Below are 16,167 nucleotides of genomic sequence, written 5' to 3' on the forward strand. Positions count from 1 at the left end.
GGTAGTTACCTATTTGAGATTACATCTGATACAGAACTGAAGTATTTGCCTTACGGTATCGGACAACGCTTCCATACCACACTGATTGGAAAGGAAAAACATCTGAAAAATTCAGTTCAGCCTCTAGGTTAAGCTTTCTTGCATTGTTTTTTGTGCATTTGACATCGTTAATGATGGTGTGTTTGAATATAGTTACATATTTCAATATGGAGTGATTCAAACATGTCAAATCGAGGCGGAAAAAGGGAAAATGCGGGTAGGCCGCGAGGCCAGGGTAAGTTTGGCGAATCGACAGTTACAATGCGCATACCGCAAAGTCAAACAGCAACGATCCGAAGCTTTCTGGAAGCCTTGCAGTGTAAAAGAGCGAATGCTGCGAGTGAAAATACAATTCCAGAGGAAGAAGTGGATGAGTTTTTCACCCCCGTGATTAGTGAACAACCCACGCTATTGCCATTATTCGCTACCAAAGTCGCGGCGGGCTTTCCCAGTCCGGCCGATGATCATGTCGAGAAACGGCTCGATGTCAGTGAATTCCTGATCGATCACGCAGCATCGACGTTCTTTGTGACGATCCGCGGAGAATCGATGATTGATGTCGGGTTGTTACCGGATGATAAAGTGGTCGTGGATCGCTCCAAAACACCCAGCATCGGAGATATTGTATTAGCAGTGGTTGATCGGGAATTTACGATTAAAATCCTTGATTACGGTGCAAATAAAATGCCAAGGCTGATGCCAGCCAATTCGACGGGTGCTTACCGGCCCATTTACATTCGCCCCGATACGCAGTTTGAGATATTCGGTGTCGTGACAGGATCATTCCGCCGCTTTAAATGAGTACGTTGTTGCCGTGCTATGTGTTGTTGGATCTGGAAACAACAGGAGGCACTCCAACCCAGGATCGTATCACTGAAATCGGCTTGATCCGCTATGAGAATGGCGTTGAAACCGGCCGCTGGAATACGCTCATCAACCCGGGAATCAATATTCCACCTTTCATCCAGCGGCTGACGGGAATCACTCAGGACATGGTCGATCATGCCCCCACTTTTTCTCAGGTGTGTGAAACACTGCTGCAATGGCTCGATCAAGCGGTATTGTGTGCGCACAATGCGCGTTTCGATTATGGTTTTCTCAAAAATGAATTCAAGCGCATCGGTGTTACCTTCCAAAAGAAACTACTGTGCACGGTCCAGCTCTCCAGGAAACTTTATCCGCAGCATCATTCGCATAGTCTCAATGCCATTATCGAAAGATTCCGATTGGTCTGTGACCAGCGCCACCGCGCCATGGGCGATACCGAAATGATGGCGGCATTCATTGATGTTGCCATGCATGAATTGGGGGAAGCAACGATTCAGGAAATGGCGCTGACCCTCCTGAAGCAACCAGCGATTCCGGTAGGCCTCGATCACCTGGATATCGATACTCTTCCGGCAACCTTCGGTGTTTATTTATTCCATGGCGATAGTGCAGTGCTGTATGTCGGCAAAAGTGTTTCCTTGCGATCCCGGGTATTCAACCACTTTCAAGGTGATCATCGCTCGGCCAAGGAAATGCGTATCGCGCAGGAAATCAAGCGAGTCGAATACCGTATTACCGGCGGAGAACTGGGTGCATTATTATTGGAATCGCGTTTGATCAAGGATTTTCAGCCTATTCATAATCGGCAACTCAGACGCGAGCGGCAACTCTGTTCCTGGCAAGTATCACGTGACCCCAATGCCAAACCCTTGGTGACTTTGATCAATGACAGCGACATCGATTGGCGTACAGCAGACCATGTATATGGTACTTTCAAAACCAAACGGCAGGCTGTGGAGGTTTTAAGCAAGCTGGCCGACGAGTACGGGCTGTGCGATAAGGCGTTGGGGCTGGAGAAAGGTGCCGGTGTGTGTTTTGCGCATCAATTAAAACACTGCAAAGGCTTGTGCGCAGGCCGGGAATCCGCTGAGTCGCACTGGTTACGTCTTCTCACGGCTTTAAGCCAATATCGGCTGCTGACATGGCCGTATGCAGGACGTATTGGAATCAGGGAACGCAACCCGGAATATGCCATTACGGAAATACACATCTTTGACCAATGGTGCCATCTGGGAACTGTCAAGGACTACCAAGAATTGGATGAATTATCGGCATGGCCCCGTTTTGATCGTGATACGTATCGTTATCTGCTGAAATTTCTGCCCCGGAAGAACGTTGAGATCATTGCGCTGCATGGATAAGAATAACCGCTCCATCGCGTTGATCGATGTCAACAACTTCTACGTGAGCTGTGAGCGGGTATTCAATCCCAAACTGGAAGGCAGGCCTGTTGTCGTATTATCCAACAATGACGGCTGCGCAGTCGCAAGAAGCAATGAAGTTAAGGCACTAGGCGTCAGAATGGGGCAACCGTGGTTTCAACTGAAAGACTTGGCCAAAAAGCATGGAATCATCGCTTACTCATCCAACTATGCGCTCTATGCCGACATGAGCAACCGCGTCATGGAGATTCTGGCGATGTTCAGTCCCGACCAGGAAATTTATTCCATTGATGAATGTTTTCTCGATCTCACGGGGTTTAAAACAAAAAATCTGGCCCCTTATGGTCAGCATATCCGTCAAACGATCAAACAATGGACTGGATTGCCGGTATGTGTCGGCATAGGTTCCACCAAAACACTGGCCAAGCTTGCCAACCATATGGCCAAAAAGAACCCCGAGTGGAATGGTGTTTGTGATTTCAATAGCTTATCTTTTCAACAGCAAGCGGATTGGTTTCAACGCACTGGAGTAGGTGAAATCTGGAGTATTGGCAAACGACTGGCACCCAGATTGCAGGAAATCGGTATTAAAACCGTGCTGGATCTCAAAACAGCATCGCCCTCGCAAATGCGCGCCCGTTTCTCGGTGGTAATGGAAAAGACCATTCGGGAGATTAATGGTACTGCTTGTATTGAACTGGAAGAAATCAATCCGTCGCGAAAACAGATCATCAGTTCCCGTTCGTTTGGAATTCCTGTATCCGATCTGGCCAGCCTGGAAGAATCCGTTACTCTCTACATCAGCCGCGCAGCAGAGAAACTGCGAAGACAACAATCGTGTGCCGGATCAGTGCATGTCAGTATCCGCACCAGTCGGTTCAATGAAAATAAACCGTATTATGCCAACAGTATGACGATTGCGCTGCCAAGGCAAACAGATAATACGATATTACTAACCAAGGCTGCGCTCTGGGGATTACGCAAGATTTACCGCCGGGGCCACAAATATCAGAAAGCGGGCGTAGTATTGTTTGAGCTAATGGTACCGACGCAATACCGTCAGCTGGATCTTTTCGGCGCTATACCGGTAACAGATACAAAATCCAGCAAATTGATGAGTGTCATGGATCAGATTAATTCTCGTATGGGGCGGGGTACCCTCAAAATCGCATCTGAAGGCTTCAAACAACCATGGAAGATGAAGCAAGGAAACAAAAGCCCCAACTATACAACGAACTGGAATGAGCTGATTTGTGTTACGAAATGATTGATAAAACCGGGAAGTATTAAAAAGATGCAGGTTTTCTTCGATCAATGTTAAATCCTCAAATTAGTCGAATGAATCAAAACTTTTTGATGGGGTATAGGTGCATTATCCGGTGCTGCAATTTAATTAGTGTCACAGTTATCCAAGAATGGGGGGGAATGTGCAATGTGTCACCGTGTCGCTAATGCAAACTTAATATTTACGATCGTTATGGTCACTAAGAAACCTATTATTCAATTATAATATCAAATGCTTGTGGATATCTTAATCGACTAATTATCTTTTTAGTTTTCCTACAAGTTTATCTATACTTACTGTTATCAACAATCTGCCCAAACTTCATACACACCACTCGATCAGCAAGATGAAAATAACGATCATCATGGGAGATCACAACGAGTAGGTGCCCCTTGGTGCGCAGTTCAGGAAGGAGCTCGGTATAGAAAAGATGTCTGAATGTTGGGTCTTGATCGGCAGCCCATTCGTCGAATACGAGAACGGGACGTCCTTCCAAATAAGCATGTACCAAGGCAAGACGTTTGCGCTGTCCTGTCGACAGATCAATTGTGCTAAATGTTCCATCTTTGACTGATACTTTATGTGCGATCTCCAAGCGCTGAAGATATGGTAAAGCTTTTTCCGACAATCCATGTGCTCTGTAGATTTCATCAGTCACGAGTTCTTCAAACAAGTAGAAATCCGAAAAAACTGTTGTAAAGAGTTGCCGATAGTCGTCGTGACTATCGGCAACCACTGGCTTTCCATCAAGATGAATCTCACCTTCTTGCGGTGCATACAGTCCTAACAACAACTTAATCAATGTCGTCTTGCCGGAACCATTGTCACCTACCACAAACACCAATTCGCCAGGTTTTAGGATCAAATCGATTGGTCCCAACACGAACGCTTCTCCACCCTCAGGTACATTGAAAGCATAGCGGACGCCAACTAATTGAATACTTTCGTTGAGCGAAATCATGGATGGCTCGAGCGCTAAATTCAGATAAGCTTCAGGACTGGCGAAGCGTACTGAAAGGTCTTTGATGCGCTGAAACGCCACCTTGGCTCGCCCGATACCCGGTAAAGTCTCTATGATTTGCTCCATCGGTCCTTTGAGGAAGAGCAATACCATCACGAACCCGCTCACCACTTCCGGTGCTGGATGCTGAATCGTTGCCCACCATAGGACTACAGCGATCAGCATAAAGAAAAGTGCCGAACCAAATGCCGTTGCCATAACATAGGTGTTAATTGCTTTCTGATTGATGGCGCGGATTTTGTCCACAGTCAGGTCGATTTGATCTTCCAGCACACGGCTTCTACGTGATCGATGCATGCGTAACTCTTTGGCACCATCGCTGATGCCACGATATGCCTTATGGAGAGTTTCCTCCAAATCCCTTGCTTTCCAGAAACCGGCGACACCCCGAGCCTGCGCCCAAGCCTGTACCGTAGCGCCCACGATCAATGCCACAATCAATAGCACAAATAGCTGCGGAGACAACCAGGCGAGGTAGCCCAGACATCCCAGTACGATGGCGATCGCAATGACAGTTGAAGCCAACGTAAAGGCTACATCGCTAATCATATCAATATCCTGTGTCAATACAGGCATTAAACGATGGGTACGATAACGCTCCAATGCATCAATCGGAGCTCCGAGTATTTTGCGTGCCAGTGTTTTGCGTATCTGCGCGACCAACCGTTGCCCCACAAGATTAGTCGACATATCGGATACCATGCGGCCTATTAAAACCAAAACACACAAGGCAGTAAAAACCAATAGCAGATTTCCTGTCAATCCTTCGGGGTAATGGAGTACATGATTGATCGTATCCAATAAGGCCACGGTAGCAGCCCCTGCCGCGATACCCGCTCCGGCTGACAACATAATCCATGCTAAAAACGGCCGCAACAGTTCTGTAACTTCGGACGATTGATTGAATCTTTTCTTCATTATGGTTGCCTTCCTGATCTATGAACCTCATGTTAGCAATATTTATCACTTATGAATGTGTTCTCAGAAATGGAGTCCATGTGATTTAGCAGCGAGTAAATTTGCACAGTATTGCTGAGTAAATTGTGCTGGTGACAAATTATGATCTTGTAGATATAGCTGCCCTATTCAACGTAATTCTATCTTTACAGTCGGGTGAAGTTTTCCCTGTTGTTTAAGGTTGTTGAATAAGCGGATTCAAGTCTGAAGTGCAATTTTGAATAACGCAGGTCATGGGGGTTGGATGCGGTAGCATCTGAGCCTTTTTTACCAGCCAGTCGAAATTGCACTTCAGACTTGAATCCGCCATTTTAAATATGAACAGTAACTTCATCAAATTTAATCCAATCTAGCTACGGCGAATAGGGATACCTCAAGCGAAACTTACGACGAGGAGTGGTTATATTGCAGGCGGTTTTTTTTATTGTTCGAAGCGACAGCGAATTTACTACGCAATCTCTTAAAAAAACGAATTATTTGTTGTGGTATTTTATGCGGGACAAGTCCAAAAAATGATCATAACCTGTTTATTATATTTACGCATTGGCGGAGGCGGTGAGATTCGAACTCACGGTAGAGTCACCCCTACGGCAGTTTTCAAGACTGCTGCCTTAAACCGCTCGGCCACGCCTCCTCTATAAAACCTGCAGGCCGAATCATACCTTTTAGAGCTCTTCTTGGCTAGCTGCCGACTAGCTAATTTATCAGCTAAGCAAAGAATTGTTGAGGGGAGTCCTATTTGTTCCCTATGATTACAATATTGAGTTTCTGATTTGATGAATACAACTTTATGAATTGTTTATGAATCTTTATATTGGCTAATTTTCAGGAGTATTGTTTAGTATATTTTAAAGATTCAATTGAGCCGTAGAAAAACATATTTTGAAACATGGCAGGAAACCCTTGCAAAAGGTCGTAAATTTTTCACCTCATCGCACTTTCGGATTATTTGTGAGCAGCCAGGTATTTTTAGCCCCTCCTGTTATTAAAATCCGGAACCACACATTGACAAATTGGCGGTTATCTCGTGCTTAGCCTCTCCATATACCTTCTCTGCAGCTAAATGCGGTTCTAATTAACGGCAAAACTTTATTTGAAATGTCGTGCCTGAGATATGCTGCACTGATTGAAATCATGACAAATCTTCTCGTTAGAAATGAGTATTTTTTTAATCATGCTATTTTCTATCTTGTAGCGATACGATCTAAGGCAATGCTAGTTCACCAGCTACGAAGCATGTAGACTCATATCTCATTTAAAAAAAAGGAATTCAATAGTGCTCATCAACTGCGTTGCTTACGAGAATGGTATGCGCTTGGCCGATATTACGGTAGAGGAAATTAGCGACTATCTGGAACGATTGGAATGTTTTGTCTGGGTAGCTCTACAAGATGCGACACCCGAAGAACTCGACAAGATGAAGGAAGAGTTCAATCTCCATGAACTAGCAGTCGAAGATGCACGTCATGGGCACCAGCGACCCAAACTTGAGGAATATGGCGAATCGCTCTTCGTTGTTATGCATCTGCTCGAGTCTAACCAGGGAGAAAACAATCCCGGCGAATTGAATGTTTTTGTCGGACCTAACTACGTACTGTCTGTGAGGAATCGAAGTCAGCAGCATTTTCTTGAGGTACGTGAGCGCTGTGAACGGGAGCAATACCTATTAAAAGAGGGGTCTGGTTTTGTTCTTTATGCCTTGATGGATGCAGTGGTTGACCGTTATTTTCCAATAATCGACCAATTGGAGTCCGAACTGGAAGAAATCGAAGAACAAATTTTCACCAAAGGGGCTGCTCGCTCCAATATTGAACAGCTCTACGGCCTTAAACGGAAGATCATGGTTCTGAAACACGCTGTTGCTCCGCTGATGGAAGTAGCAGGTAAATTATCCGGCAGCCGGGGATCCGCCGTATGTTCCAATATCCGGGACTATTTCCGCGATGTCTACGACCACTTGCTCCGAATTGACGCTTCTATCGACACTGTCAGAGACACTATCAGCACCGCTATTCAGGTCAATCTATCGATGGGAGCCATTGAAAACAATGAAGTGAGCAAACGCCTGGCTGCGTGGGCGGGAATTTTCGCCGTCGCCACAGCATTGGCCGGGATTTGGGGAATGAACTTCGAGCGCATGCCCGAACTGGAATGGGAATACGGCTATCCATTGGCGCTGTTGACCATTTGTTCGGCTTGTCTTTTTCTTTATTTTCGTTTCAAGCGGATCGGCTGGTTGTAACTTGCTTCCTCACTGGTTGGATCAATTACTTGCCAAAGTATATATAGACGGAATTATCGCGAACCTAATACAACCAGGAAGTCAGAGAGATCATAGACATACAAGTCATCGCTAAAACTGATAGAACCGGATTCATCCGGCATACCACTTAGGCCAGAATTATTGTAAAATCACTCCACCTCCCAAACACACCTGACTCTCATAAATAACAACGGATTGTCCCGGTGTGATTGCCCACTGATTTTGTGCAAATTCTACCTCGCAGTATTCATGCGACAAATTTGTAATGGTGCAAGGCGCATCAGTTTGACGATAGCGCGTTTTTGCGGCATAAACCCAATTGCAATGTGGCTGTTTATCATCGATCCATGATAAATCGATTGCTTTCAGAGAAGGGCGAAATAAATCCGGATGATTATGACCTTGAACAACAATCAAAACATTTCTGTTCATATCTTTGGCAGCCACAAACCACGGTTCATCGCCACCATTCCGAATGCCACCAATCCCTAATCCCTGTCGTTGTCCGATGGTGTAATACATTAATCCGATATGCTCACCAATAACTTTTCCATCAGTTGTTTGGATTTCTCCAGGCTCATGGGGAAGATAACGGTTAAGAAATTCACGAAACGGACGCTCGCCAATAAAGCATATGCCCGTGCTGTCTTTTTTAGAGGAATTGGGCAGCTTCAACTCCCTAGCTATTTTACGTACTTCGCGCTTATAGAGATGACCGATCGGAAAGAGCGATTTAGCAAGCTGCGCTTGATTCAATCGATATAAAAAATAGCTTTGATCTTTGTTTCCATCTTCACCTTTTAATAATTGGAAAACGCTACCAGCTTTACGCACCCGAGCATAATGACCGGTTGCAATATAATCGCCCCCCAGCTTATTGGCATGATCCAAAAATGCTTTGAATTTGATCTCGGCGTTGCACAATACATCAGGGTTCGGAGTACGCCCGGCTTGATATTCTGCAAGAAACTGTGAAAACACCCGCTCTTTGTATTCGGTTGAGAAATTGACTATTTCGATCGGAATATCAATAACATCAGCCACTGATACTGCATCGATAAAATCCTGACGCGAAGAACAATACTCGTCAGTATCATCATCTTCCCAATTTTTCATAAATAGTCCTACAACATCATAGCCTTGCTGTTTTAACACATATGCAGCCACGGATGAATCAACACCCCCGGACATACCGACGATTACACGGTGTTTTGTCATCGCTCTAGGCTTCATAGTGCATCAATAATTCAAGCGGATAGCGCTTACCGGCAAGATGATCATGGATACATTGCATAACCAGAGGACTTCGATGACGATGAATCATTTGACCCGCTTCATCAGAATCAAACCAAGATGCCCGCAGAATTCCAGTATCGAGTTTCTGTTCCGGATCGTGATGTGTGACGCGCCCACCAAACGCAAATCGAATATAAACAGTATCTGCACGCTCTGAATACCACTGATATATGCCCAATAAATATTCAGGTTCGAAGGTATAGGCCGTTTCCTCCAGCGTCTCGCGTATTGCTCCTTGAATGATGGATTCTCCCGGATCCAAATGCCCCGCAGGTTGATTTAGAAACAGTCCACTACCCGCTTCCGGTTCTTCCTCCACCAGTAAATATTTGCCATTTTGTTCGACAACCACTGCAACTGTTACATTAGGTTTCCAAATCATGATTTCCCAAGTAATAAAAATAAAACGCCAATCAGCAAATCAACGCATAACTATCGTTAATTTGTTACAACATATTATCGCACTCGAGCATCAGGTTTTGTTACGATAAATAAAGATCCTTAGGCATTCCCAATTTATGCATAACGTACTAAGATAATTTATTGCAACAACTGATCAAGTCAGGTCTGTTGATATTTCACATAGATAGTCAAAGATATCCGCATACTTCAACGAATTACACTTTCTTGGTATCTATCACTCACAATCACCCCTAGAACAAAACACATGAAGTAAAACTGGAATGAACAGTGGTGTATCTTTGAAATTTTTGAATAACGCTTGAAATGGTTAAAAGTTATGTGGGAGTTATTACTTCTCTAACTTTCTATCCAATATTACAGGTTACAGCTCATGCGACTTGGCTTTTACTTCGGGCTCATTCTTGCTTGCGCCGCGGATATTCAGAATGGCTAAAGCAATCTGCAGGATTATTAGAGCATAAGCATGGGCATACCAGCCCCAGATTACCCAGAGAAAGTTACTAAAAAGTGAGCACCAAAAGCCGATCAGACGCCTACGTTTATCTTGAGATGCAATAAGCCAAACGCCCAATATCGTAACAATCATCGCAGGCCACTGCAGTTGATGTAGATAATTCATAGAAGATCTTACAAAGCTCCGTTCGTACAAGTGTTATACAATCGGTGTCGTGTCAATGGATATGAACAATCCATAAGTGTGGATAAGGAAATGCATTAGCATAAAAAAGACAGTGTATAGGAAAACACTGTCTTTTTTATGCTCTAGTAAATAAATGGGATTATTTTGTAGCTTGCTTAAAATGCTCTATAGCATCCGACGCAGCTTTTTTAGCCGCATCCGCTTCTCCATCCTTACCTTCCTTAACAGCTTCATCTAACGACTTAATGCCTTCATCCAGGTGTTTAGCATCAATTTGGCGATCTTTATCGTTTTTTGCGGCATTCGCATGTTTTTTTGCCTCCATTGCATGTTTGGCAACAGCCTTTCCGTCGGCTGATTTAGCCGCAGCTTCAGAATGCTGAATTGCTTGATCCAAATGGCTTGCATCCGCTAACGCACTCAACGAAAAAAAAGTCATCATGACTAAGGTTGTAAGTAATGTAATAGTTTTCATAGCCTTTTAACTCCTGTGATAAAAAATATTTAGAGTTAAGTGTTGATAAAGACAACACATCTGTCTCCCATCACTTAATTCTGATGCTGATGATATAAGCAGGAACCAAAACAATCTGTACGATACCCAACATTGGAAAAGCTTTAAAACTTGAAAATACCGGAAAAAACCATATGTTATTATCAGTTTTGTATCAGCGCAGTGTGATATCAATAGCATTTGTTCAAATAAATGTTATACGGAGGTTGATGGCGATGATCAAAGAACTTTCTTTTGATGATGACGATGATGATGAATTTTATCCTGCCAACGATTTGGATGGCGAAGAGGATGCAATAGCCGATAGCAAAATTCCATCCAGTCATTTAGCACAAATTATTGATGAATTTGAAACCGACAAAGATGATTTTGAAGATAACGAATTCGCAGTCGTCAGAAAAGATTTCGCTGATAGAGATGACAATGAGGATGACATTACGCTTGATTCGTTAGGGTTGCGGTAGTTTCTCAAACGCTGCTGCCACTCGCTTCCGGACCGTTTAACGCCACATAGTTCGCGGCGGCACCATTCTTCAATCAAGCTTTATGCGCTATCGTGCTTAAACGTTTTGTGGTGCGTGTCACTTCATTTCGTGCAAAATTTCTTTATTCTTGAACAAAGAAGAAAATTGAATCCAATGCCCGATTTGTTCGTTTTAAAAAATTAAACCGTTTTTGGTGTATATTTACCAACTGGTACATATTGTGTAGCAGTTTATTTTTGTAGTTACAATAATGCGACATAATAAGTTTTATGTATTATCACTAAACGTTCTTTATTTACGGTACAAACCTTTATAAGAAAATAAGCCATTATCCGTAGCTCTCATTAAACAAAATACAAGGAGAATCATCATGAATAAATTAAAAGCCTTAACAATAGCCATCACGATAGGGGCAGTTTGTTACGTAGGGAATGCAGTGGCTTTCGATAAAGCTTTTCATCCAAACCATCAATTTGTCGATCAGAACAAAATTGGACCCAATTTTGAGCCCGGTTATATTTTAGACAAAGAGAAAGCCGAGAAAACCAAAACTGCAGAGGAAGAAATGCAACTGCCTTCGGAAGCAGTAGTTCCAAGTGATCCTACACCCAAGAATTCAAATATCCCTACGGGATCAGAACGCAGATTAATTCCATCCATATAGAGTGGATTCGTAACACTGATTATTTTTGCAGTGAGAAATAAATCTCTTCCAACAAATTGCTGGAAGAGATTTATTTTGTAACCCGTAGGCTTCTTCACTCCAAGTAACAAAAACCTCCCGCAAACTTCCCCGAATTATTGACGCACACATTCCCAAAGCTTTTGTAACCGTTTAACAGATACCGGATAAGGCGTTTTTAATTCTTGCGCAAACAAGGAAATACGCAACTCTTCGATCTGCCAGCGAAATTCACTTAGATTTTCATCTGTGCGCTCAATTTCCCGGTATTTCTCCAGTCGTTGTACATATTGTTGCCAAAGTGCATTGACTTCGCGGCTATTGTGCTCATCACGCGCCGGATTTGCGGACAATTTATCAATACGCAATCCCATGCCTTTCAGATAACGTGGAATGTGCAGAATGATGTTCCAAGGGGTGTTGCTGACAAATCCGGGATAAATCAAATTATCAAGTTGCACGTTCAATTCGGTTTTTACTTTATCGATTCGGATTTGGGTGAATTTTTGTAACAGGGTTTGATACTCGCGACCTATCTGCTGTAGCAGCCGGGCCAAAGTAACGGAAATTTCCGGAAGGCGATTTTTGGCGCGCTGCTGTTGTGCAATAAATGCTGATTCTGTCCGCGGCAATGGATCATCGCCCAGCAATGCGCGATCTATGATGGCAGTCAGCATATCCTCTTTCAGATCACCCGGATTAATCCGGGTTGTCAATTGCATACTGATTTCCCTTAATCCCGGCAGACTCTTTTCCAATTGCTTAAGTTGATCTTTCAGCGTTAAGCATAACAACCGTCTAATACCGGAACGTAGCGCAATTTCCGCCGCTTCGCGCGTATCAAACAACCGAATGGCGACACAATCGGAACGATCAATCAATGCCGGGTAACCTGTCAGTTGTTGGCCATTGCGCATAAATAATATTTCATCGGGCAAATCGCCAAAATCCCATTGCGTTATCTGTTCGCGCTCAATAGAAATTTTCTCGCTCTCGTCATTACGCTTTACAAAGGTCCTTTGCGCCGCTTCACCCAGTCGCTTTTGCAATTCGTTGAGATCACGGCTCATGGCCAATTCTTGCCCGGCATCATCGAGCACGCGAATATTCATCAACAGATGTATTGGAATATCACTGATCCGCCAAGCCTCGGGAGGAACGCTCAATGTGGTTTCCGCTAACACGAATTTCGCTAAAGCCTCCTGCAATGTAAGCACATGCAAGGCGATTGACTGACTTTGCAGAAATTTAGTGACCGATTCCGGGAGCGGCACAAGAATACGGCGGATATTTTTCGGCAACGCTTTCAAATACCAGGTCACCTTTTCACGAATCAAGCCAGGCACCAGATAATCCAACTGTTTGCCGTCCAGCCGGTTTAACAAGGGGAGTGGCACGGAGACGGTAACACCATCCATGATATGGCCCGGTTCAAAACGATACGCCAGTGGCAGTACGCTACCCTCCGGCACAGTCATGCACTCAGGAAATTGCACCTCAGTGACATGATCGGCCTGATGGCGCATGAGTAATTCCCGTTTCAAATAAAGCACCTGCGCATCCTGCTGCTCGGCTTGCTTGCGCCATTTCTCAAACCCGGCGCCGTTGGTTACTTCTTCCGGAAGAATGGCGTCGAAAAAGGCATAAATCTCCTGCTCATCAACCAGGACGTCTTGCCTGCGGGTTTTGTGTTCCAGTTCTTCAATTTCTTGAATCAAGGCCTGATTATGGTGAAAAAAAGACGCCTGCGTAATATATTCACCGGCTACTAACGCCGAACGGATGAAAATCTCACGCGCTTCCCGCGGATGAATGGCACCATAATGTACCGGTCGTTTGGGAACGATAATCAAGCCATATAGCGTGACCTGCTCAAAGGCCACAACCTGTGCGCGTTTCTTTTCCCAGTGCGGATCAGAATAGTGCCGCTTACACAGACTACCGCCAATTCTCTCCAGCCAGGCCGGATCGATTTTTGCCGCGCAGCGTGCATATAACTTACTGGTTTCGACCAATTCCGCAGCAACGACCCATTTGGTTTTGCCTTTTCTCAATACGGAACCCGGAAAAACTGCAAACTTGATACCGCGCGCGCCGAGATACTCGTTATCTTTCTCAGTTCTAAAACCGATATTACCAAGCAATCCCGCAAGCAATGCACGATGAATTTCATCATAGCTCGCGGGTATTTCGTTAGGTTTGAAACCAAATTCCGTCAACAGCACATGCAATTGGCCATGAATCTCGCGCCACTCACGCAAACGCCGATAAGATAAAAAGTTTTCCCGGCAATGGGCAATCAGTTTTCGGGTGGATTTTTTATGCTTTAATAACTCATCAAAAAAGTCCCAAAGCTTGAGATAGGCAAGAAAATCCGAACGCTCGTCTTGAAAGCGCCGATGTGCCTCATCAGCCGCCGCTTGTTGTTCAAACGGCCTGTCCCGTGGATCTTGCAGGCTTAATGCCGAAGTAATGATGAGTATTTCACGTAAGCAATTTTCATGCTTGGCCGCTAAAATCATACGTGCGATTTTGGGATCGATCGGAAATTTAGCCAAACGCCAACCAATTGCCGTCAGCTGTCTTTTTTCATCGACTGCACCTAGTTCCGCCAGCAGTTGATACCCATCGGCAATCATGCGTGGCGCAGGCGCCTCGAGAAACGGAAAATTTTCCACATCGCCAATTTTCAGCGATTGCATACGCAGAATTACGGCTGCAAGAGAAGAGCGCAGGATTTCCGGATCCGTATAGGGCTTACGTGCTTGATAGTCCTGTTCGGAATATAAACGAATACAAACACCATTGGCCACCCGGCCGCAGCGCCCTGCCCTTTGATCAGCCGACGCACGGGAAATTTTCTCGACCAGCAATTGCTCGACTTTATTGCGATAACTATAGCGATTTACCCTCGCCCATCCGCTATCGATCACGTAATGAATGCCTGGCACCGTCAATGAAGTTTCAGCCACATTGGTCGCCAGCACGATGCGGCGACGATTGCTACTGATGTGAAAAACCCGCTCCTGCTCGGCAAACGATAAACGTGCAAACAAGGGCAAGATTTCCACCCCAGTGCGCAAACGTTCAAAGTGATGTTTGCGCAATGTTTCCGCCGTCTCACGGATTTCACGCTCGCCCGGAAGAAAAATCAGAATATCGCCCGCCCCCAATGTCATCAATTCATCAACCGCATGAATGATGCCACGCTGCATATCGCTCTCTTCCTCATCATCGGCGTGTAGCGGACGGTATAACATCTCCACCGGATACAAACGCCCGGTCACTTCGATGACAGGCGCATCATTGAAATGCTGCGAGAAGCGTTGCGCATCGATTGTAGCGGAAGTGACGATAACCTTGAGATCGGGCCTTTGGGACAATAATTGCTTAATAAACCCAAGCAGAAAATCGATATTCAGACTGCGCTCGTGCGCTTCATCGATAATCAGCGTATCGTAAGCCTGCAATTGCGGATCACCTTGCGTTTCCGCCAGCAGAATCCCGTCGGTCATCAATTTGATATAACTATCCGGGCGGATCTTGTCCGAGAAGCGCACTTTATAACCGACAGCCTGACCCAACGGGCTATTCAGCTCAGCAGCAATACGCGTCGCCACCGTTCGCGCCGCGATGCGGCGCGGTTGCGTATGCCCGATCAGCCCATGCACGCCGCGTTTGAGCTCCAGACAGATTTTGGGAATTTGCGTGGTTTTGCCCGAACCGGTTTCACCGCAAATGATCATCACCTGATGATGATCAATCGCCTGTTTGATTTCCTCGCGGCGCGCATTAACCGGCAGATCGTCGACATAAATCGGGGTAGGAAGCTGCACCAGCCGCTGTGCGATAACTTCGGGAGAGAATTTTTTCATAGTAATATTTCTGAAATTGCTGCGTTCCGAGCGTCTCGTGCTTCATCTCGTTCGCCAAGTTAATCAGCGTTTCCCTAAAGGACTAATAACGCCTTTCCCGTCCTTATCCAAAACAGCGTATAAATCATCGCCGTTGAAACATCACAATATTCATCACTTCCCGATATAAAAACAGCAAGGCTGCTTTTGCCTGCCCCCGCGGGAATGCAGCAACATTGCGCTCAACTGCAAGATGCGTAAAAAACAGCTTCGACTTCTGGCACCCTCATCTCTTTCGGACGGCGCTTGCCATGAAACAAAACAAATCGCCTCACCCAATCGACGTACGAATCCTCAGTACGAATGGAATAATGTCTGACACGTATACGCTCACGCACCTGATCCAGTAATTTGGGTGGACTACTCATCCGTATTTTTTTAGGTTCTGATAAAAAAGAATAGGATTATATCAATCTAATTAAATTGGATAATAATTCT

General features: G+C 44.9%; 13 protein-coding genes and 1 tRNA gene. 6 read left to right on the forward strand and 8 right to left on the reverse strand.

Annotated elements, in window-relative coordinates; genetic code table 11:
- The first annotated feature begins 222 nt into the window (after window positions 1-222).
- From ATY38_RS01025 to ATY38_RS01035, 3 genes are read left to right on the forward strand one after another with little or no spacing between them, the layout of a single operon-like run.
- The gene (locus ATY38_RS01025) at window positions 223-840 is read left to right on the forward strand and encodes a LexA family protein (protein ID WP_062557654.1); all 618 of its coding nucleotides are present in this window, start codon (window positions 223-225) and stop codon (window positions 838-840) included.
- Window positions 837-2,228: an exonuclease domain-containing protein gene (locus ATY38_RS01030; protein WP_062557655.1), complete on the forward strand. Its 1,392-nt coding sequence runs from the start codon at window positions 837-839 to the stop codon at window positions 2,226-2,228. Before ATY38_RS01025 ends, ATY38_RS01030 begins: the two co-directional genes overlap by 4 nt.
- The gene (locus tag ATY38_RS01035) at window positions 2,221-3,516 is read left to right on the forward strand and encodes a Y-family DNA polymerase (RefSeq protein ID WP_062557656.1); all 1,296 of its coding nucleotides are present in this window, start codon (window positions 2,221-2,223) and stop codon (window positions 3,514-3,516) included. The genes ATY38_RS01030 and ATY38_RS01035 overlap by 8 nt, the downstream gene beginning before the upstream one ends.
- Before the next feature lie 301 nt (window positions 3,517-3,817).
- Here the strand turns inward: ATY38_RS01035 and ATY38_RS01040 are convergent, their stop codons facing one another.
- Entirely contained in the window at window positions 3,818-5,473 is a 1,656-nt protein-coding gene (locus ATY38_RS01040) for a cyclic peptide export ABC transporter (protein WP_062557657.1), read from the reverse strand.
- 583 nt (window positions 5,474-6,056) lie between these two features.
- Window positions 6,057-6,146: transfer RNA gene (locus tag ATY38_RS01045), tRNA-Ser, on the reverse strand.
- A 675-nt stretch (window positions 6,147-6,821) separates the two neighbouring features.
- Here ATY38_RS01045 and corA point away from each other — a divergent pair.
- Window positions 6,822-7,754 (forward strand): magnesium/cobalt transporter CorA, encoded by a 933-nt coding sequence (gene corA, locus ATY38_RS01050; protein WP_235590356.1) that lies wholly within the window; start codon window positions 6,822-6,824, stop codon window positions 7,752-7,754.
- Between the two features lie 159 nt (window positions 7,755-7,913).
- Here the strand turns inward: corA and mnmA are convergent, their stop codons facing one another.
- From mnmA to smbP, 4 genes are all read right to left on the reverse strand, one after another.
- The gene (mnmA, locus tag ATY38_RS01055; RefSeq protein ID WP_062557659.1) at window positions 7,914-8,993 is read right to left on the reverse strand and encodes a tRNA 2-thiouridine(34) synthase MnmA; all 1,080 of its coding nucleotides are present in this window, start codon (window positions 8,991-8,993) and stop codon (window positions 7,914-7,916) included.
- Window positions 8,994-8,997: 4 nt separating this feature from the next.
- Entirely contained in the window at window positions 8,998-9,453 is a 456-nt protein-coding gene (locus tag ATY38_RS01060) for an NUDIX hydrolase (protein WP_062557660.1), read from the reverse strand.
- 402 nt (window positions 9,454-9,855) lie between these two features.
- Window positions 9,856-10,113: an amino acid transporter gene (locus tag ATY38_RS01065; protein WP_062557661.1), complete on the reverse strand. Its 258-nt coding sequence runs from the start codon at window positions 10,111-10,113 to the stop codon at window positions 9,856-9,858.
- 160 nt (window positions 10,114-10,273) lie between these two features.
- Complete coding sequence (gene smbP / locus ATY38_RS01070) at window positions 10,274-10,609, reverse strand: small metal-binding protein SmbP (RefSeq protein WP_062557662.1); 336 nt, start codon at window positions 10,607-10,609, stop codon at window positions 10,274-10,276.
- A gap of 254 nt (window positions 10,610-10,863) precedes the next feature.
- Here smbP and ATY38_RS01075 point away from each other — a divergent pair, with 254 nt between their 5' ends.
- The gene (locus ATY38_RS01075; RefSeq protein ID WP_062560042.1) at window positions 10,864-11,112 is read left to right on the forward strand and encodes a hypothetical protein; all 249 of its coding nucleotides are present in this window, start codon (window positions 10,864-10,866) and stop codon (window positions 11,110-11,112) included.
- 391 nt (window positions 11,113-11,503) lie between these two features.
- Window positions 11,504-11,797 (forward strand): hypothetical protein, encoded by a 294-nt coding sequence (locus tag ATY38_RS01080; protein ID WP_062557663.1) that lies wholly within the window; start codon window positions 11,504-11,506, stop codon window positions 11,795-11,797.
- 134 nt (window positions 11,798-11,931) lie between these two features.
- Here the strand turns inward: ATY38_RS01080 and hrpA are convergent, their stop codons facing one another.
- The gene (gene hrpA / locus ATY38_RS01085) at window positions 11,932-15,690 is read right to left on the reverse strand and encodes an ATP-dependent RNA helicase HrpA (RefSeq protein ID WP_062557664.1); all 3,759 of its coding nucleotides are present in this window, start codon (window positions 15,688-15,690) and stop codon (window positions 11,932-11,934) included.
- Between the two features lie 221 nt (window positions 15,691-15,911).
- Window positions 15,912-16,097 (reverse strand): phage integrase N-terminal SAM-like domain-containing protein, encoded by a 186-nt coding sequence (locus tag ATY38_RS15345; protein ID WP_074701661.1) that lies wholly within the window; start codon window positions 16,095-16,097, stop codon window positions 15,912-15,914.
- Between the last annotated feature and the right edge of the window lie 70 nt (window positions 16,098-16,167).

It is taken from the genome of Nitrosomonas ureae (assembly GCF_001455205.1).
GTDB lineage: Bacteria > Pseudomonadota > Gammaproteobacteria > Burkholderiales > Nitrosomonadaceae > Nitrosomonas > Nitrosomonas ureae.